Here is an 18852-nt window from a genome sequence, read left to right as displayed (position 1 = left end):
CTTGAACCGCTCTTTCGCTGGCTCTGTCTCTTTCGGAACTGGCGGAGACTCAGTAAGACGTTGCGAGGGACTAATGTCCCTCGCTTTTTTGTGCCCTCAAGGATACGGGACTGTTCATATCAGTCGTTAATTTGGAACGCGAGAGCTGATGTTAGTTTCTAGTTTTAACAGCTAACCCACTAAACGATATTGGTCCTACCACATCCACTCTTGTGTTTGCAGTCAGGTTTTCTGCTGTGACTGTGTAACCATGGGTACCTGCTCTTACATTTCTATCTTCAGCCTGGAAGGTAACAACATAATTTTGTTCTGAACCCATAGATTCGATACCTTGCTGTGTGTTGTAAATTTCTTTTCCATCACGGAAGATTCTAAAGCGAATTTGTCCAATACCTCTAACTCCTCTGACACCAACAGATACTACCAAATCTACCCGATTCGGTTGAGAATTCACTGGAATCCGTATCGCGATCGCTGCTATGCCGGATTTTGCCGGGGAACGCCGGATCGTAAACGATTTAGCCGGGTTGAAGCTGCGGCGTGGCTGTACGGCCGCTTTATCAAGAATACGTACCAAAATATCCACTCCTTTCTATTGATACTCCAATATATGTAAGAGATAAATAGAATGATTGGACAATCATATAACTTTGGTATCCAAAAAAAAACCGCGCTTCATCAGCGCGGACCATGTCCTGATGTAATAAAGTAAAGGAACCATACCGCATGATTTTGTTCGTCGGCCGAGGCACGTTTGAAACGATCTTTGATATAGGGGTCAGTAGCTTTATCTGCGACATCTAAGTAAAAATCTACCGTTTCTTGCTCATCGTTAAAAGCAAAGTGAAGTCCGGCAGTATATTCCGAGGGGCACTTTTCAGTAACATGAGGCGTAGGCTGTCTGCCGGTTAACGAGGTATAAATTTGTGAGAAGGTTTGGAAATGCCGGATCTCGTCATTCCGGATCTCCAGAATTTTGTTACGTACTTGATCATTTGGAGCCAGGCCTGCCAGTTGCTCATAGCATGTAATTGCTGAATACTCCCCATTGATTGCACGTTCAATGTCTGAGACCAGACCGGTATCCGTTCGATAATAATTCGTGTAATACACCTGTATTAAGCCACCCTTCCCAATCATTTTATTCAGCATATGCCGTACATTAGGCGATGGTGTATATTCGTGAGGCTATGGTGTATTATTTGCAGATGCAACTAAAAAAGTTGACTTGGAAAAATTATTTTCCCCAAGTCAACTGTTCTTATGCCGCCAAATTATTTGCGAAACATATCGTTTGCAAAAAGGACGGGGATATCTTGCGGCACTGAACCTATTGTAAGATTAAGGGATATTTGATATAAATGTAGTAGGTATCAAATGTATGTGCGACTGGCGTAAACGTGGAGAACCACGAGGGAGCACATATGTTCATATTAGCCGTACGCCTGGGCAAAGTATTTGGTTTATTGACCAGATGCTTTTTTTTTATTTCATGCGAAAGATCAGGTGTTGTTTTAATGAGAATAGCTTTCATTTTGTTTGACCAGATGACTTCGCTTGATTTGGTTGGCTTCTATGATGCTGTAACCCGAATGAGAATTCTAAACGCCATGGACAATGTGCAATGGGATTTTTGTGCCAACAAAGAAGAAATCACAGATGACCGGGGGTTAACGGTCAAAGTTGAACTTGTATCCCCAGACCTTTCGGCCTATGATTTGATTTTTGTCCCAGGAGGCTTCTCCACCAGGCAGCTTAGGTATGATTCCAAATTTATTTCATGGATTCAAACCGCAAGAGAGGTAGAATATAAAGTGTCTGTTTGTACGGGGGCTTTGATTTTAGGGGCAGCAGGATTTTTGGAAGGCAAAAGAGCAACCACGAATCCCTCCGCATACGAGCTGCTCGTTCCTTACTGCTCTGAAGTCGTGAAGGAACGTTTCATCAGAGACGGAAACATATTTACAGGCGGCGGAGTATCGGCTTCCCTCGACTTGGGATTGTACGTAGTAGAATCACTTACGGGCAAAGAGGTTGCCCGGGAAATTCAAGAACAAATGCATTATCCGTACTACAATTCGCCATTTTGATACATGCGGCGGCGGCTGAGTGAAATAGCATTCAGCCGCCGAACATTTTTTATTCACTGTTCAGCTAAACTGAAGCAAATTTACTTGCTTTTTTCCATTACGGCAAAGTAATTTTCTTCATAATCCGCAAAATTGAATACCCGGCCAGACGGCATATTTACGATCTCTCCGACCTTGATATTTTTATTAGCCAAGTCTTTGTGCAATTCATCGAGATTTGCCGTGAAAAACATTAAAGACGGCGTTCCGAGATTCAAGCCGGGCGACATCTTGGCAACGAACTCCTTATCGTGCAGAATGATGCTGGTGTCTGCATCCTGGGCCGGGGCAATTTCGATCCATCTCATGCCTTGGCCGTTATTTTCTTCGGAAATAATATGAAAACCCAATGCTTCTGTCCAAAAACGCACGGCTTCATCCTGGTTGTTGACGTACAGCATAATTTGACCTACCTTATTAATCATCGATCGCTCACTCCCTTTTCAATGTTCATCACTAATCATAGACAAGTTCAATTTTTGACGGGAACTTCCTTTTAAATTTTAACAAAAATGTAGGATCCAATTCAAACGAACAAGGAGGATATCGGCATCTTTAAGACGATAAGCTATTTGCAGATGGGCAGCCCTATTCAGCGTCAAGCCTTCAAGGCTATAAATGAATTGAATATTATCGACGATATGGCCAAATATCATCCCATTTTATGCGGGACGATCCCCATTTCCATAAATGTAAACCATTCGGATCTGGATATGATTATGGAAGTTCATGAGCCCGATATTTTCAAGCAAGAGGTCCAGCTTCTGTATGGCCATTTGGAAGGATTTGTTCTCAACGAATTGACTGTCAGGAATACTCCGGTGGTTACAACCAACTTTCGCTTTGGCGGCTTTGAATTCGAATTATTTGGACAGCCTAAACCGGTCGATCAGCAAAACGCCTATCTGCACATGATTGTTGAACACCACCTTCTCACTGCAAATCCCCATATAAGAGTAGAAATCATCCGCTTAAAAGAACTGGGCATGAAGACGGAACCGGCTTTCGCTCAAGTACTTGGCCTGGATGGCGATCCTTATGACGAGCTTCTGATGTATGGAAGAACATTAGGGATCATCAGTTAAAAAATATGTTATTGCATTTCTTGCTGTTTTGTAATAAATTAATTGATAGGTCAATGATTGACCCGTCAATTAATTTAATGACCTTGCAAAATTAACACCAAGGCGAGCCCATTATTAACGACAGCTAGGAGGTCATGATGTGGGATGTTCGGTTACAGATCAAGAACGCGTTTTGTTCCTGCTTAGAGAACTTTGCAATCAGTTTGGCCCAAAGTTTGAGCGCAACACCAATATGAGCTTGTCCCGGTTTGAGCTGCTGCATCAATTGTTTGAGACGGACGAGATGACGCAGTCCACGCTGCAGAAATCGGTCAACATCGACAACGCGGCCGTCACCCGGCATTTGAAGCAGCTGGAGTCCCAGGGAATGGTGGCCAGACGGAGAAACCCTTCCGATCAGCGGGAAACCTTTGTCAGCCTGACCAAAGAAGGACGGGAGCAACTCCAAAGCTGCAGTACTGAAAAACGCTGCTTTGTCGAGCAAATGCTGCAGGGATTCAGCTCAGAGGAGCTCCATGCATTCACAGCCATGTTAATGCGGATTCAAAGCAATATCAGCAAATATTAAATAGATAGGAGAGAGACACATATGGGTACAATTACTGCTAAAGATTTTAAAGAAATCGTCCTAGGACGCCGTTCCGTAAAAAATTATGACCCAACCGTAAAAATCAGCCGCGAGGAAATGACCGAGATTCTGGCGGAAGCGACTACCGCCCCTTCCTCGATCAATATGCAGCCTTGGCGCTTCGTTGTCATCGATACGCCGGAGGGCAAGGCAAAGTTGGCTGAACTGGCAATGTACAATACGAATCAGGTCAACACTTCAGCAGCTGTGATCGCCGTCTTCGGCGACATGAAGTGCATTGAAAATGCCGACGAGATCTATGGAAAATCGGCAGAGCTTGGCTATATGCCCGAAGATGTTAAAGAGAAGCTTCTCGCTTCCTTCAAGCCGCTGTATGAAAATTTGCCCGAACAAAATATGCGGGACATCGTGCTCATTGATGCCAGTCTTGTATCGATGCAGCTAATGCTGGTCGCCCGTGCCCATGGCTACGATACGAATCCGATCGGCGGATATGACAAGCAGCGGATTGCTGAAGTCTTTGGCCTGGAGAAGGAGCGCTATGTTCCTATCATGCTTATTTCCATCGGCAAGGCAGCTACCGAAGGCCGCCCTTCCTATCGTTTACCGGTTGAAGCAGTAACGACCTGGAAATAATCAAGCTTGTATATAATTGAATCGAAGCTTGTCGGTAACTATAACAACCCGCCCACTTGGGCGGGTTGTTATAGTTACGTCGAGGTGACTTTTTGTGCAATCATTGTAGTCATGGCATGCTTGTGAGGAATACCTGAAGAATTGCAGTCGAATACTACTTCCGCGCTATCTTGAATTAACCAATCGTAATAATGCGTTAACAGTTCCCCGGAATGCCACTTAAACGCATTAGGCTCTTTTTCCGGAGGCGGCGCAATAAACGGCTTATTTACAAACACATTGAAGATATGTAAGCCGTTCGGATGGGTGAACCGCTTATAATTCTCAATTATCTCCTCTCGAAATTCCGGTTTTATGTAATGCAGAACACCGCTTGAAAAAATAACGTCAAAATGCGCATCCAAACGATAATCCACTATGTCTGCCTTAAACACATTAACATGTACACCGGTCTGATCAGCGAGTTTTTTCGTTTTTTCGATGCCCGCGTCAGAAACATCAAAGGCTGTAACATCATACCCGTTTCTTGCAAAGAAAACGGCATCTTTTCCTTCCCCGCAGCCGATATCCAACAATTTCAAGCGTTTAGTTGGCGGCATTATTTGCAGAACTTGATAGCATACTTTGTTTGGCTCTGTTCCCCAGTAATAGTCCTGTGTTCTATATTCTTCCTCGTAAATCGTAATCGGTCTATTCTGCGAGGCATATCCGAGAAGCTTGTCAACGCTCACTTCTAACGTTCTTGAAAGTTGAGGCAGCAAAGATATATCAGGCATGGTCTGCGCATTTTCCCACTTGGATACTGCTTGAAAAGACAGCCCAAGTATTTGCCCAAGCTCTTCTTGCGTAAGTCCTCTTTCTTTGCGGTATATGCTTATGTTTCTTGCTAATTTTTCTTTCATCTTTATCACGCCCTTTCATGTAATCCCATTTTATTGGAATTACATGGGGCGGACAATAACTTCATATTTGAATTTTCATCCTATTCAACCACCCGTTGAATTAACATTACAGCCTTAGTAAAAAGACCGGACTTACTGCTTTCTTTTTTTATAGGCGATAACAAAATCGCTATCTATGCGTGCAGGGCCGATCAAAGAACCTTCACTATCGATTAAATACTTGTCCTCAACGTTTAGGGTCAACTTTCCCCCTTCAAGTTGTTGAACTAGAAATACTTCATCGATGCCTTGCTCAACGATGCTCTTACTTATTTTTAACGCAATAGGATCGCTCCAATACACCTCGCGTCCATCGAATTCTTTTTGGGCGTAAGAAACACGATAAATTTGATCGTTCAATAAACCATATTCATAGATGTCATCCAGATCTTTATCTAAAGCTTTGATATCAGCTGCATGGAAGCGATCGCTCTCGGAAAGAGAAGCAATCGAGTATGTGAAGTCATTTTTGTTCGTAAACTCAACATTGTCCAGCATCGAAGCCACGCTGATGCCATGATCGATTTCGACATAGTTGAAACTGTTCTCCTTCACCTCCAGCTCTTTCAGTTTGCTGTACGGATTCGCTTTCTTGGCATACTCTATGTATTCAACATTATTAGTTCCACCTGTAATTGTACAGTAATTGTATACAGGTCCATAAATAACAGGATCTATGTTCTGCCCGTTGTCCGCCCTTTCCAATACTTCCTGCATTTTTTCGTTCATGAACATGTCTTCTTTACTGACATATACAAATATTTCACTATTGCCACGACCGAAAAGATCGGTCATCTTGTTGAAGAAAGCCTTGGTCTCAGAGGAGCAGTGCTGTTTATTTTGTTCCTCCCCTTTGAAAAAAATCTCTAACTGCACACTGTAGTCATTTTCCTGCAGAAATTGATGTATATCCCCGTCATATTTTTGATGTAATGTAAAATAGCTCTTTTCCCCTCGACCATCAGTCCCAAATATATATCGATATAACCAGTTATACCCTATCGTATCGCTATCACCGATAATGCTTGACACCTCAAACTGCCGAATATGATAGTTATCCGCAACGCCATATTGTTCAATAATTTTCTCTTGTATGCCAGCTTTGATATCTTCTGCTTGGAAGTTATCGGCGATAATGTTATCAAATTTGTCGGTAAATTTATTCCATCCTGTACTGACCAACACATTAAAAGAAACATCATTATAAGTGATACGAGCAATTCCGCTTCGTGACACCTCGCGCTTCAAGCTGGGAATCGGCCCATTAGGCGAAGAACTTAAGGAGACATCCTCGACTTTCGCAGACTCCATATTATATTTTTCCTGGACATAACTAAGGGCCAGTTCGCTTATTTTCTTTTTTTGTGCTTTAATGCCTCCGTACTCCACATTTGAACATCCCGTCAACAATAAGCTAATCGACAACAGTGCTACAAAGAACTTCCCCAAAATGATTCTCCCTTCAAAAAGACCTATCCTGCCGCAACGACGGCTCATCTGATATCTTAACAAAACCTGCCAATGATGAGTAGGTCATAAAGACGCATGAATGTATGTATGAATGTACCGGGGAAATAACATGATTATCCTTTTCGACCGATATAGATAGAGATTCCAATTAAATTACAGGTGGTGCAGTAATGGGCTTTTTCGGAAAATTATTTAAAAGGCAGCAGCCGCAAATTCCATCGCAAGATCGCGAAAACGAGCTGAATACAATCATTGACCTCGCCATTGAGGTCATGGCAAATCCCGAATATGAAAGCACGGAAGAAATCATACGACAAATTGCAGGAATCACTAAGGACGAAACCTTAGCATGGGAGCTTTATTGCTTTATCCCAGCGGTATATTGCCGATTTATCATTAAAAAAGTGACTTATTCTGACGAATTTATCACCATGTTCCCGGACGGGTCGCGAGTCACGAATTTATTGTCCAACCAGCGGACATATCAGGCAATCCAGGACACAGTGCGGAGTAAATTTCGTGGAAATATGTCTGATGAGCAAATTCAACATATTATGTATCAAAGCGCTGAACTTAATGCTATTAATAACGCCCTGCATAACGGCAGCGCTTTGGGGGATCTAATGTTGGGTCCAATGGTGCTTATCGCCCCGGAGAAGGACTCTTAACATCTTCTTCGTGATACAATAAGCGAAGTGAACTTATAACCTGTTCCGAAAGGGGGGCCCTTATGAACATTGCAATATTAGGCGCAACAGGCCGGGTAGGCCGAGAGCTTACAGCGCTTGCCCTTCAAGACGGCCATCGGGTGACCGCACTGGTTCGCGATCCGGACAAAATGACGGTTACAAGCGGGCGGCTAGGCGAGCGGCTAATTCTCGTGAAAGGGAATGCTCTGAATAAGGAGGATATCGCCCGCGTCCTGCATGGCCAGGATGTTGTGCTCAGCGCGCTGAGCACGGATGGTGCGACGACGTTATCCGCCGCGATGCCGCTCATTATCGATGCGATGCACAAGGAAGGCATTAAGCGGATTGTTACGATCGGTACGGCGGGAATTTTGCAGAGTAGAATCCAGCCTCATCTGCTGCGTTACGAGTCTGCTGAATCCAGGCGCAAGCTTACCCGTGCTGCCGAGGAGCATCACAAGGCGTACGACTTGCTTCGGCAATCAGGGCTGGATTGGACGATTGTTTGTCCTACTTATTTACCTGACGGAAAGCATGTGGGGATGTACCGAGTGGAGCGCGATTTCCTGCCTGAAGGCGGCTCTGAAATATCGGTTGCGGACACGGCACAATTCGCTTACCGGCAAATCGAGGATAAGACCTATATCCAGGTACGCGCCGGCATCGCTTATTAATATGATGAGAAAAAGAGACGAGAAAAAGGATAGAGCCTTTAGCAATTTGCTAGGCGGACTCTATCCTTTTTTTATACCCAAACCATTTAATGCACGGCCAGCTTCCCAATCTGTTACCTGAATAAAAGAAACGTTAGTATAATCGCCCCGCCAATGAACAACGACATCAGCACAAACGGCAGCGCTGTCAGCGTAATCCCGGCGATCGCCATCCCCCTGCCATTGGCCGAGCGTCTGGCCCGGATTCCCAAAATAAAACCAGCGGTATTCACGATATAAGCAATAACAATGGTAACCATCGTGCCCGGTGAGGTTGTATACGAATACTGTGAATCTATGTTCATCTTGATGCAGGACAATAGAAATAAAAATATCCCGAAAATGCCGAAAATGAGTGACACGACAGCTTGTCCCAGCCGGTCAACGGGCTGCTTCTTACTAGCTTTGTTGCTGGTTTTCTTCCTCGTCTTCCTCCCAGCCTTCTTCGCCTGCCCCTGCACTTGGCTTGCTGCTGCTTGGCCTGCAGCTGTTTGGCTTCCGCGTGCTCTGTTCATTTGACTCCCTGCTGTCCCGGATGAATTGCCAGCCATTCTGCGAGCCTGCGTCTGATTGGCGCCTGTTCCTGTTCCTGCTCCTGCCCCTGCTTCTGATCCTGGCCCTGATCCTGGCTTTGTCCTTGATCCTTGCGGCTGATGTGGTGTCCTGTTGTTTTGCTGCACTCTTAAGCAACTCCTTTGCTGACTGTAAATGTATGTAGGAATAAAGAACTATGTTTGATTCGACAAAGCTCAATGAAATCCTCTTTTTGGGGATTGTCTGTTTACGGTGATATACTGATAACAGAGCTTATGAAAGGAGAAATCATGAATCATGGAAGGAAACAAAATCACTTTTGATTCGATTGATGATTATATTTCCAAGTTCCCTCCTCATGTTCAGGAAATACTTGAAACAGTGAGAATGGTTATAAAAGAAGCTGCACCGGACGCAAAGGAAAAAATAAGTTATCAAATGCCTACTTTTGCACTGCATGGAAATTTGGTGCATTTTGCCGCCTTCAAAAATCATATCGGATTTTATCCAGGACCAAATGGAATCAGTGAATTTGAACATGAATTATCAGCATATAAACATGCCAAAGGATCAGTGCAATTCCCTATAGAAAAATCACCGCCTTATGATTTAATAAGCAGGATCGTTAAATTTAGAGTTGCCGAAAATACAGAACGTGCAGCAGCCAAAAAGAACAAGAATTGATAAGTCGTTCCCGATAGGGGCGGCTTTTTTTCTTCAGTGTTCCTGTCAGTCAAATAGCTGCACAATTGCATCTAAGGATAATATGGCTTTCTTGATCTACCAATTGACAGCGCGTTTCTATTCCAGTAATATGTAATTTAATATATGTCTAATTTGATAATCATCTAATTTAGTATTTGTTAAACTATAATTCTGGAACAACCAGATTGAAATCATCTTTATTAAGGAGGGATTAGGTTTTGCAATTAGACAAGGTCGTCAACTATCATAAGGCACTCGCGGATCCCACAAGAATTAAAATTTTAATTTTGCTCGCTGATGGTGAACTGAATGGTCAAGTATTAGCCAAGAAGCTGGGCGTAACCCCAGCCACCATTACGCATCACGCCGCAAAGCTGCGAGAAGCGAGCCTGATTAAAGAACGCAGGGATAAGAATACGATCTTTTTCTCGCTGAACCACTATTTTTTGAAAAATAACGCCGACGCCACAATCAACCTCATTTACCGGGCGTCCGAAGGAGGAACAAGTATGCTGGATGAACAGCAGCAGCGCATCAAAGAGTCCGTCATTAAGAACTTTTTTACCGCCGAGGGCAAGTTGAAGAGCATTCCCGTCCAACTGAAGAAGAAGCTGATCGTACTCGAGCATCTCGTATCCGAGCTGGAGCTTGGCCGCAAATACAGCGAGCCGGAAATCAATGCGTTCATCAAAAATTACCATGAGGATTTTGCCACGATCCGCCGGGAATTCATCATGCACCAATTTATGTTTAGAGAGAACGATATTTATGAGCTGAATCCACAGGAAATGTGGGCGAAGTGGGAGAAGCTTACATAGGCAGGAATGATCTTCGTAAGACTTTCAAAAGACCTTCGTAATATTCATAACTAGGCTAACGATAGCTAAGTTATGGTATAATAAATCTATCGATAATCTCCAAATGGAGGTGTATTTATGTCAGTGAGCAAAGATCGTATTTGGCAAATCTTCGAACGTTTACCTGAGACCGCACAGCAATCAGCTTACGATTATTTACAATATCTTTCTATAAAGCATAACCAACTGGATTGGGATGAGATTAAGCAATTAGCACCTGATGAAGTTCCATTAAGCGAAGAAGAACAGCGACAGTTAAACAGTGACAGCGGATTTATGTCATGGGAGGAAGCTATGAATGAACTCAACCTACCAACTGACACTAAGCCGTGACGCTGTAAAGTTTGTTGGAAAGCAAGAAAAGTTCGTTCAAAGCAGAATAAGGAAAGCATTGCTTGGCTTAATCACCAGACCGCCAGTTGGCGATATTAGGCCGCTAAAGGGTTTTGACAAAAGATTTCGACTTCGGGTAGGCAGTTATCGGATCCTGTTTGAAATTGTCATCAGAAACGGATTGTTTACATTATAGCCATTGATAATCGTGGTGATGTTTATTAAATCTAGCCCCCAGAAGCTTAATATTATCTTGTAAAAAAAGCGGGGGCATGTACGATGCCCCCGCTTTGCTATTGCTAAAACAATAACTTTCCCTTCGCCGCTCCGTTTACGGAAGCACATTCCCCGCAGCACGGTAAATTTCATACCACTCCTCACGCGTCAGCGTGATGTCAGCAGCTTTGCAGCAGTCCAGGATTCTCTCCAGATTCATCGTCCCGGTCACCGGCTGCATTTTGGCCGGATGACGGAGAAGCCATGCAATCGCGATCGTCGTGTTGGAAACCTCGTATTTTGCCGCGATCTCATCGATTTTCTGGTTCAGTTCAGGGAACTTCTCGTTACCAAGGAAAACCCCTTCAAAGAAACCGTATTGGAACGGCGACCATGGCTGAATGGTCATATCATGCAATCGGCTATAATCGAGAATGCTGCCGTCACGGTCAACTGCAGCGTCATTTTCCATGTTGACGTTGATTCCGTTGGAAATCATCGTCGCATTCGTGATGCTCATCTGCAGCTGATTCGCAACTAGCGGCTGCTTCACATGCTTCTTCAACAGCTCGATTTGCATCGGCTTTTGGTTGGAGACCCCAAAATGACGTACCTTGCCTGAGCTCTCCAGCTTGTCGAACGCCTCTGCTACTTCCTCCGGTTCCACCAAGGCGTCAGGACGATGCAGCAGCAGCACGTCGAGATAGTCGGTTTTTAATCTTTTCAGAATACCGTCAACCGAATTTAATATATGCTCTTTGGAAAAATCGAACATGCCCTGGCGAATGCCGCATTTGGACTGCAGGATGATTTTCTCACGGACATCATCATTCATATGGATCGCGTCCGCAAAAATCTCCTCGCATTTGCCGCCGCCGTAAATATCCGCATGGTCAAAGAAATTCGCCCCTGCTTCAAGCGCCGTCTGCACAAATTTCTCCGCCTCGGCTTGTCCGAGCGAATTGATGCGCATGCAGCCAACGGCAATCACCGGCACCTCCAGGTTGCTGGTTCCAAGTTTCATCGTTCTCATGATTCATATCCTCCTTGTCTAAACTTTTGGATCATCTTCTTGTATTGTACAATAGAATCTTAAGGGTTAAAGTTAACTTCAAGTCAAGAGCTGTACACCAAATTATATTCGGGAGAGAATTAAGATGGCGATGATCTACTCCATTAAACAAGTATCGGAAAAAACTAATTTGCCTAGTCACACCTTGCGTTATTATGAAAAAGAAGGACTGCTGCCGTTCGTCAAGCGCAGTGAAGGCGGCATACGCCGCTTTACCGACGACGATTTGGAGTGGCTTGGATTAATTTGCTGCCTGAAGGAAACAGGCATGCCTATTAAGCAGATCAAGGAATTCGTCGATTTAAGCGTACAAGGCGGAGGAACACTGAGGCAGCGCTGCAAGATTTTGATCGAGCATAAGAAGAACGTCGAGAACGAAATCCAAATCATGCAGCAGCATTTGCAAAAAGTAACGACGAAAATCAATCATTTCAGCGCGCAGTATGAGGAGTACGCTGGCCGATAGCGTTGCAATACTGCAATATTGCAATGCTGAAATGAAACCAACGTACTGAATTAAGGTAAGTCGGGAAAACACAATAGAGTTGATCGGAGCCCTGTTATGATATTTAGCAGCAGGGCTCCTTTTTGTTATTCCGCCATCCCTCGCTATGATCCTGTCGCTGAATTTGATACACCTCTCCGCACAAGATGGTGGATTTCCTCCCCCATAATCACATGTGCCTCACCTGTCACACATGCCTCTGTGTTACGGACACAGGTTCCGCTATTTCACGAAAATTTCGGTTTTCAGAAGGCTAACGGACCGTGGTTCCGCTAAGGTGCCCGAAAGTTGGCTTCATACGCAAATTTGGGGCCAATAAGGACGCTGGTGTCCGTTAAGTTGTGTGAACTACGATAACAGGTCAAATAGCGGCTTCTGTGTCCGTAAGCCAGTAGCAACAAGCAAGTTTGATAGCAACCTTAAGCCTGCAACTAGAACAAAAGATGGGCACCCAGCATCGTGATATCGGGAATTTAGTGCCGGGTTACGTAAGGAAGCATTTCCCCGTGTTCCTCCCGGAAGCTTCAGCGGCACGCACCGCGGCACCTGCCTTGCGCAGTTCAAAGCGCGACCTCGGCGGCTGCAGTGCCAGCTTTTTCGACTGGATTAAGGAAATAAGCTCCCTAAAAGTATCCTGCCACATTTGAACGCTAACCGTCTGATTCCAATGCCGCAGATGAAACATCGTCGCCGCTGCGTTCGTGCTGCGCCTGATTTCTGCCCAATCCAGCGGCACCCCTGATAGAAGCCCTAGCGTTACGAACATTCCTTCTGTACGTACGCAGCAAGCCAGCTCCGTACCGGGCCCGCCCCCGATCATATCCACCGCAGCGTCTGCCCCCTTGCCGCCGGTTAGCTCCATGATGGCCAGCTTTAGCGGAGTCTCATCCGTGTTGATCACGGAGGCCGCGCCCAATTCAAGCAGCTCTTTCGTGTGACGGTCATTTCTCGTCACAGCGATGAGCCTTACGCCAAAAATGGTGCACAACTGAGCCAAAATCCGCCCAAGCGCCGAGCCGCACGCATTGACGGCGAGAATTGCACCTGGCTTCAAGCCCAAGATCTCCCGGCAAATAAGCCAGGCAGTCACCGGGTTAATATACAGCTGCGCAGCCTGATCATCCGTTACGGCATCGGGAATCGCAACGGCCCAGGATACTGGCGCCTTCACGAATTGCTGCCAGGTGCCTTCGCCCCGCAGCGGCAGCACCCGCTTGCCAATCAGCTCCTGGGCGACATCCTTCCCCACGTCCTCTACGATGCCAATGCCTTCGTATCCGGGAATGCAGGGAAGCGATATCCGGTGCGAATATGATCCCCGGATCGGAATCAGATCCGAAGGATTGATCGGCCGGGCGATCATTCGTACCAGTATCTCGCCTTGCCCGGGGGCTGTAACGGCCTTGCGCTCGACTTTCAGAACGTCTTCAGGCGTTCCGAATTCATGAAAGACGATATATTGGTTATCCATGCACATGCCTAGCCCCCTCTTGCCGAAGCATACAATGTTTATTTACTTAGAGTTTATTTACGAAGAGTTTATTTCTTAATGCTTATTTACTTAGTGTTTATCTACTTACGATTATTTACTTACTTTTTATTTCCTTAACGTGGTTTACGATTTATTTCCTGCGGTTTAATTCCTCACTATTTATTTCCTTGCGGTTTATTTCATGAATTATCTCCCGCATTTTTCCCCACAGTATCAATTTGTCCCCCGCTTATCCCTGTTCGCCGCTAAATGAGCTGCCAATACATGAACAGCGATAACAGCATCCAGGCCGCGGCGGTAAATAGGACATAGTGGATACGTCCGGATATTCTCCAATACTTTCTCCATACTGCGATGACCGCAAATATAATCATGAATATACCAATGGTAATCAGCAACCACGGAAGCACATCCAGCACAGAATTCCATGAAGGCATTACGCCAAAGGCTGCCTGCGGCAAGCCGTACACAGGGTCAATTTGGCCGTTAATAGCGACTCCGATCAGGATAGCCAGCGTCAGTACACCGAACGCAATGGCAATTCCTGCTGCGGCACGGGCCAATTTTGGAGGTAACGTTGTTCGGGATTTAGACCGTCTAATAAGCCGGAATACCCCTCGAATGCTCCAGAATAAGAGAGAGATTATAATAAACAGTAAAATAGCGATTATAGTTAGAAACGTAAACGAACTGGACGCATACCAGGGAGCCTTCGAATACGTCATCGGACCGTCGGACATGAGCATCGTGTTGCCGTAAGGGTCAACACCGAACACAATCGTACGGAAGCCGCCATAATAATCCTGTGTTCCCTGCTCCCTTAAATTAAGGTAAATGCCAGGTTCTATTTCCACAAAACGGTTCATTTCTCCTGCATGGCTGACGAGCAGGTAGCCCTCTTTGTCCAGCTGTACTTGAATCAGTCCCATCGTTAAGCTTAAAAACCGTTCGGAAGTCGTGAAGCTGCGCCTGTTCTGCTGATATTCCCCGACATATTGGCGGGAACGTTCAATCGTCCCTTCAGGCGGCAGCGGATGATCTGCAGGAGGGGCAGGATAGTAATGATCCATTAATGCTTGAAACAAGCCGAGATGGGCCAAATAGCTGCCCCCGCTGTAGGAAACGAACAAGCCGAGATTTCGCTCAGGAACCAAATACAGCCCCGTATCGAACAGCATCGTACTTCCGCCATGAAAAAGCGTCCGTTCTCCATTAAAGACTCCCTCCATAAATCCGAACGCTGTGCCGGACAGCAAGGGATGCTGTGTAAATTGCTGATTCCGCATGGAACGGATCGTTTCTTCACGAAGGATGCGCCCTCCTTGCTCGTTCTCTCCTGAAAAATAAGCCAGCATAAATTTTGACATGTCCGCTGCCGAACTGCTCATGCCGCCAGCTGGACCAGGAACGAATTCAAATCTGCCTTCTTCGTATTCCCCTTGCGCAAGCCGATACGCCCGTGCCATATGCGGCTGCAATCGTTCCGGCAGCGGCTGGCGGAAGCTGCTGTATTCCATCCCAAGCGGTGTAAAAATATGCTGATCTACGTAATCTTCGAATATTTGGTCCGCTACCCTCTCGACAATATAGCCGGCTAATGCCGTACCATAATTGGAGTACGCTACGACCTCGCCAGGAGGAAATGCCCGTTGCGGCATATAAGTACGCACATAATCTGCAAGTGGGAGCATTTGCTGCTCATCCAGCCTGAAAATCATGTCGGGATAGTCCTCAAACCCGGCGGTATGGGTCATGAGGTGGGTTAAGGTAATCGGCGCGGCAGCAGGCTCCTGTGCTGATTGTGTATAGAGCCGGTCCGGCATTTTAAAGTCCAAGTATGTATTGATATCAGCTTCAAGGTCCAATTTCCCCTGTTCGACAAGCTGCATGACGGCGGTCCAAGTCAGCAGCTTGGAGGTTGATCCCATCCGAAACAGCGTATGCTCCGGGTTTACGGGGAGCTCCTTCTCCCGATCGGCATAGCCATATCCATGGCTGAAGATAACCTCCCCATTAGCGACAACGGATACGGCAGCATTCGGGATGTTGAACTTTTGCATCTGTATTTTCATTTCTTGATCCATAAAAGATTCTATATCGGCATAATTCGCTTTGCTTGCCTGATCTGCCGGTTGATTTGCCAGTTGATTGCCAGCCTGAACAGACGCGTTGGAAAGCAGAGTGCCGAACAATAAAACGAATAACATGAACTGAACCCGCATTACTCTCATAACCTCCTCTTTTTTCAAATTGTCTTTTACGTAGTGAAACGACAATCCTCTTTAGCTACAGCGAGCCCTGCTGCCGCAACCGGGCACCTGCGATCACATCGGCAGCAGCATTGTCCAACAGCGCTATGGCCTCTTCCTCGCTAAAGGAATCGGGAAGCAATCCGTTTGCGATCATGACCGAGAGACCGAGCTGGAATATTTTCATTTTCAATAAAATAAGCCGTAGTTCCTCGTCCTCGAAGCCGGCTAAATCAGCATCCCCCTTCATCTGCTCAATAAGGAATGGAGCCATATCCTGATCGTGGCCCTTCATGTGGTCATTCTGCTTCATGACAAGATCCCTGAACAATACGCTGTACTCTTTGGCAAACCGCAAGCTGGCTGCGCCGATATCGTGAAACGGATTCCCCGTATCCATGTCCATCAATATTTCCTTGCTAAGTTCGGATACTTTTCCAATGACGGCCTGGACTAACTCTTCCACGCTTGCAAAGTTAACGTAAATCGGGGCAATGGAGCTGCCGAGCCGGCTGGCTACTTTTCTAATCGTAATGTGGTCCAGTCCTTCAACCCGGGCAATCTCAAAGGCGGCCTGGATAATTTCCTCTCGGGAGAATTTCTTTTGCGGCGGCATTTCAAGTCACTCCTCTCAATCATATAGAACGTATGATACATATCACTTGATATATATTAAACACAGAACCGCGTTATCGTCAATATCTTCTTCATTCAAAAGAATGGCGGGAATTTATAAAATGAGCATAATTATGGTAATTAAGACAAAAGGATGAATAACAGCTGTCAGTTGTCGACAGACCAACAGGTTTATGTTATCGTTATTTTATAAGGCATTTCGCTTCCTACGAAGCGAGGTGCCTTCATGTGTATATACATTTACTAACATTTAATGTTAACCAGGGCGGTGATGTCATGGTGCTCTTTATATCCCCCGCGCAGGGGGCGAAATCAATGTTCACGGACGGATAGCGATTTTGGGAGCACAAAATATATTGTTGAATATTAAGGAGTGTTGTAGTGATGAGAGCATGTTTTGTAGCGGAACAAAGATCACCTATGAATAAGTCTGGCCTTAAGCGCCTGCGCCAAAGCGGACGTCTACCAGGCGTAGTTATGGGATTGAACAAAGAAAGCGACATGATTCATATTTCCTCGCAGGAATTTCAACGTTGGTTCAGAGGCGGAGGATCAGGGCTGTTGGAGGTTCAAGTTGGAGGCTCCGATAAAATTCCTGTACTGCTCGAAGGATTACAGCGGGATGCTGTGACACGCGAATATACTCATGTGGATTTCCTCCGCGTAAAGAAGGATGAACTCGTGCGTACGAGAGTCACGCTTGATTACGTCGGTACCCCGAAAGGTACGAAATTGGGCGGCATCGTGCAGACGCAGAGCACATTCATCGAGGTCGAAGCATTGCCTCACCAGTTGCCGTCATCCATCAGCGTTGATATTAGCGAACTGGATATTGGCGACTCACTTCTCGTCGGAAATGTAGAGCTTCCGCCTGAAGTTACGCTGTTGTCTGCGGAAAACGAGCTGCTCGTTTCTGTCGTGACACCAAGAATCCAAGCCGGGGATCTCGAGTCCGAGGACGAAGCGGCGGAAGAATAACTATAGATATATAAAAACCAAACGGCAGGTCCGGCATTATACCGGGCTTGCCGCTTTTTTTTGAGATTATACATATTCCTACCAATATAATCGTTCCACTTGGCCGGCAAAAGGAAGATGCAAACAGGGTAAGCAAATATTTCAATCCGTTAGGTTCAAAGAAGAATGGGTATAAAGATAACTAAGGCATATCATTTCTTAACGGAGGCTGCTATGACACTGACACCACAACAGCGTGTAGAGCTGCACGAATTCAACAACCTGACCAAATCGCTAAGCTTCAATATGTATGATATCTGTTACACGAAAACTAAAGAAGAGCGGCAGGCTTATATAGAATATATCGACGAGCAGTACAATTCCGACAGGCTGACTCACATTCTGATGGCTGTGTCCGACATCATTGGAGCCCATGTGCTCAATGTGGCCAAGCAGGATTACGTGCCGCAGGGGGCGAGTGTGACCGTGCTAGTATCGGAGGGGCCTGTCGTGGAGGTGCCTACGGAATCTTTTGAGGAATCGCCGGGGCCGCTGCCGGATAACGTAGTGCTGCAGCTCGACAAGAGCCACATTACGGTCCATACGTATCCCGAATATCATCCGGACGAAGGAATCAGCACGTTCCGTGCCGATATCGACGTGTCGACCTGCGGTGAAATTTCGCCGCTCAAAGCGCTGAATTATTTAATCCATTCCTTTGACACGGACATTATGACGATCGATTACCGGGTTCGCGGGTTCACGCGGGATGTCAACGGACATAAGCTATTCATCGATCACGAGATCAGCTCCATTCAGAATTACATCCCGGATGAAGTTATCGATGCGTACCATATGATTGATGTAAACGTCTATCAGGAGCATATTTTCCATACTAAATGCAAACTGAAGGAATTTGACCTGAACAATTATCTGTTCGGCTATACGAAGGACAAGCTAAGCCCGCAGGAGCAGGCGGAAATCACTGAGCTGCTGAAAACGGAAATGGATGAGATTTTCTATGGCAGAAACATCTCATCCTAA

22 protein-coding genes and 1 riboswitch are annotated in these 18852 nt (G+C 45.7%); of the genes, 12 read left to right on the top strand and 10 right to left on the bottom strand.

Annotation, left to right across the window (positions count from 1 at the left end; genetic code table 11):
* Positions 1-151: 151 nt before the first annotated feature.
* Together G358_RS0121515 and G358_RS0121510 are read right to left on the bottom strand one after the other, a co-directional pair.
* Complete coding sequence (locus tag G358_RS0121515; protein WP_019639331.1) at positions 152-577, bottom strand: hypothetical protein; 426 nt, start codon at positions 575-577, stop codon at positions 152-154.
* 101 nt (positions 578-678) lie between these two features.
* The gene (locus G358_RS0121510; protein WP_420836069.1) at positions 679-1140 is read right to left on the bottom strand and encodes a ferritin-like domain-containing protein; all 462 of its coding nucleotides are present in this window, start codon (positions 1138-1140) and stop codon (positions 679-681) included.
* A 235-nt stretch (positions 1141-1375) separates the two neighbouring features.
* A riboswitch (ZMP/ZTP riboswitch) is annotated at positions 1376-1458 on the top strand.
* Positions 1459-1517: 59 nt separating this feature from the next.
* Between G358_RS0121510 and G358_RS0121505 the strand changes: the two genes are divergently transcribed.
* Positions 1518-2090 (top strand): DJ-1/PfpI family protein, encoded by a 573-nt coding sequence (locus tag G358_RS0121505; protein WP_019639329.1) that lies wholly within the window; start codon positions 1518-1520, stop codon positions 2088-2090.
* An 80-nt stretch (positions 2091-2170) separates the two neighbouring features.
* Here G358_RS0121505 and G358_RS0121500 read toward each other — a convergent pair whose 3' ends face one another.
* Positions 2171-2554 carry a VOC family protein gene (locus G358_RS0121500; RefSeq protein WP_019639328.1) on the bottom strand — a complete coding sequence of 128 codons (384 nt, stop codon included), beginning with the start codon at positions 2552-2554 and terminating at the stop codon, positions 2171-2173.
* Between the two features lie 126 nt (positions 2555-2680).
* Between G358_RS0121500 and G358_RS0121495 the strand changes: the two genes are divergently transcribed.
* The 3 genes from G358_RS0121495 (at position 2681) to G358_RS0121485 (ending at position 4439) form a co-directional block, all read left to right on the top strand.
* Positions 2681-3214 carry a DUF4269 domain-containing protein gene (locus G358_RS0121495; protein ID WP_026342402.1) on the top strand — a complete coding sequence of 178 codons (534 nt, stop codon included), beginning with the start codon at positions 2681-2683 and terminating at the stop codon, positions 3212-3214.
* Positions 3215-3353: 139 nt separating this feature from the next.
* Positions 3354-3782, top strand: a complete 429-nt coding sequence (locus tag G358_RS0121490) for a MarR family winged helix-turn-helix transcriptional regulator (protein WP_019639326.1) — start codon at positions 3354-3356, stop codon at positions 3780-3782.
* A gap of 21 nt (positions 3783-3803) precedes the next feature.
* Positions 3804-4439 carry a nitroreductase family protein gene (locus tag G358_RS0121485; RefSeq protein ID WP_019639325.1) on the top strand — a complete coding sequence of 212 codons (636 nt, stop codon included), beginning with the start codon at positions 3804-3806 and terminating at the stop codon, positions 4437-4439.
* 74 nt (positions 4440-4513) lie between these two features.
* Here G358_RS0121485 and G358_RS0121480 read toward each other — a convergent pair whose 3' ends face one another.
* Positions 4514-5341: a methyltransferase domain-containing protein gene (locus G358_RS0121480; protein ID WP_019639324.1), complete on the bottom strand. Its 828-nt coding sequence runs from the start codon at positions 5339-5341 to the stop codon at positions 4514-4516.
* 132 nt (positions 5342-5473) lie between these two features.
* The gene (locus tag G358_RS0121475; RefSeq protein WP_019639323.1) at positions 5474-6829 is read right to left on the bottom strand and encodes a hypothetical protein; all 1356 of its coding nucleotides are present in this window, start codon (positions 6827-6829) and stop codon (positions 5474-5476) included.
* 191 nt (positions 6830-7020) lie between these two features.
* Between G358_RS0121475 and G358_RS0121470 the strand changes: the two genes are divergently transcribed.
* Positions 7021-7518, top strand: a complete 498-nt coding sequence (locus G358_RS0121470) for a hypothetical protein (protein WP_019639322.1) — start codon at positions 7021-7023, stop codon at positions 7516-7518.
* Positions 7519-7580: 62 nt separating this feature from the next.
* Positions 7581-8213: an NAD(P)-dependent oxidoreductase gene (locus tag G358_RS0121465; RefSeq protein ID WP_019639321.1), complete on the top strand. Its 633-nt coding sequence runs from the start codon at positions 7581-7583 to the stop codon at positions 8211-8213.
* Between the two features lie 113 nt (positions 8214-8326).
* Here the strand turns inward: G358_RS0121465 and G358_RS0121460 are convergent, their stop codons facing one another.
* On the bottom strand, positions 8327-8932 hold the full coding sequence (locus G358_RS0121460; RefSeq protein WP_019639320.1) for a hypothetical protein: 606 nt from the start codon (positions 8930-8932) through the stop codon (positions 8327-8329).
* 151 nt (positions 8933-9083) lie between these two features.
* Between G358_RS0121460 and G358_RS0121455 the strand changes: the two genes are divergently transcribed.
* The 3 genes from G358_RS0121455 to G358_RS0121445 all read left to right on the top strand — a co-directional run bounded on the left by G358_RS0121455 (position 9084) and on the right by G358_RS0121445 (position 10681).
* A complete protein-coding gene (locus G358_RS0121455) occupies positions 9084-9470 on the top strand; it encodes an iron chaperone (RefSeq protein WP_019639319.1) in 387 nt (128 codons plus the stop codon).
* A 239-nt stretch (positions 9471-9709) separates the two neighbouring features.
* On the top strand, positions 9710-10309 hold the full coding sequence (locus G358_RS0121450; RefSeq protein ID WP_019639318.1) for a DUF2087 domain-containing protein: 600 nt from the start codon (positions 9710-9712) through the stop codon (positions 10307-10309).
* A 117-nt stretch (positions 10310-10426) separates the two neighbouring features.
* Positions 10427-10681, top strand: a complete 255-nt coding sequence (locus tag G358_RS0121445; protein WP_019639317.1) for a hypothetical protein — start codon at positions 10427-10429, stop codon at positions 10679-10681.
* 331 nt (positions 10682-11012) lie between these two features.
* Here the strand turns inward: G358_RS0121445 and G358_RS0121440 are convergent, their stop codons facing one another.
* Positions 11013-11930, bottom strand: coding sequence for an aldo/keto reductase (locus G358_RS0121440; protein ID WP_019639316.1), 918 nt, complete (start codon positions 11928-11930; stop codon positions 11013-11015).
* A 124-nt stretch (positions 11931-12054) separates the two neighbouring features.
* On the opposite strand from G358_RS0121440, the gene G358_RS0121435 reads away from it, so the two are divergent.
* Positions 12055-12435 (top strand): MerR family transcriptional regulator, encoded by a 381-nt coding sequence (locus G358_RS0121435; RefSeq protein WP_019639315.1) that lies wholly within the window; start codon positions 12055-12057, stop codon positions 12433-12435.
* Positions 12436-12958: 523 nt separating this feature from the next.
* Here G358_RS0121435 and G358_RS0121430 read toward each other — a convergent pair.
* The 3 genes from G358_RS0121430 to G358_RS0121420 form a co-directional block, all read right to left on the bottom strand.
* Positions 12959-13945, bottom strand: coding sequence for a zinc-dependent alcohol dehydrogenase family protein (locus tag G358_RS0121430; RefSeq protein ID WP_026342399.1), 987 nt, complete (start codon positions 13943-13945; stop codon positions 12959-12961).
* Positions 13946-14211: 266 nt separating this feature from the next.
* Positions 14212-16188, bottom strand: a complete 1977-nt coding sequence (locus tag G358_RS0121425) for a serine hydrolase domain-containing protein (protein ID WP_019639313.1) — start codon at positions 16186-16188, stop codon at positions 14212-14214.
* A gap of 64 nt (positions 16189-16252) precedes the next feature.
* Positions 16253-16831 (bottom strand): TetR/AcrR family transcriptional regulator, encoded by a 579-nt coding sequence (locus tag G358_RS0121420; RefSeq protein WP_019639312.1) that lies wholly within the window; start codon positions 16829-16831, stop codon positions 16253-16255.
* A 404-nt stretch (positions 16832-17235) separates the two neighbouring features.
* On the opposite strand from G358_RS0121420, the gene G358_RS0121415 reads away from it, so the two are divergent.
* Both G358_RS0121415 and speD read left to right on the top strand, forming a co-directional pair.
* Entirely contained in the window at positions 17236-17829 is a 594-nt protein-coding gene (locus tag G358_RS0121415; RefSeq protein ID WP_019639311.1) for a 50S ribosomal protein L25, read from the top strand.
* A gap of 213 nt (positions 17830-18042) precedes the next feature.
* Positions 18043-18852: an adenosylmethionine decarboxylase gene (gene speD, locus G358_RS0121410; RefSeq protein WP_019639310.1), complete on the top strand. Its 810-nt coding sequence runs from the start codon at positions 18043-18045 to the stop codon at positions 18850-18852.

The sequence above is a fragment of the Paenibacillus fonticola DSM 21315 genome (assembly GCF_000381905.1).
Taxonomy (GTDB): Bacteria; Bacillota; Bacilli; order Paenibacillales; family Paenibacillaceae; genus Fontibacillus; species Fontibacillus fonticola.
This window is presented reverse-complemented; position numbering and strand designations above follow the sequence as displayed.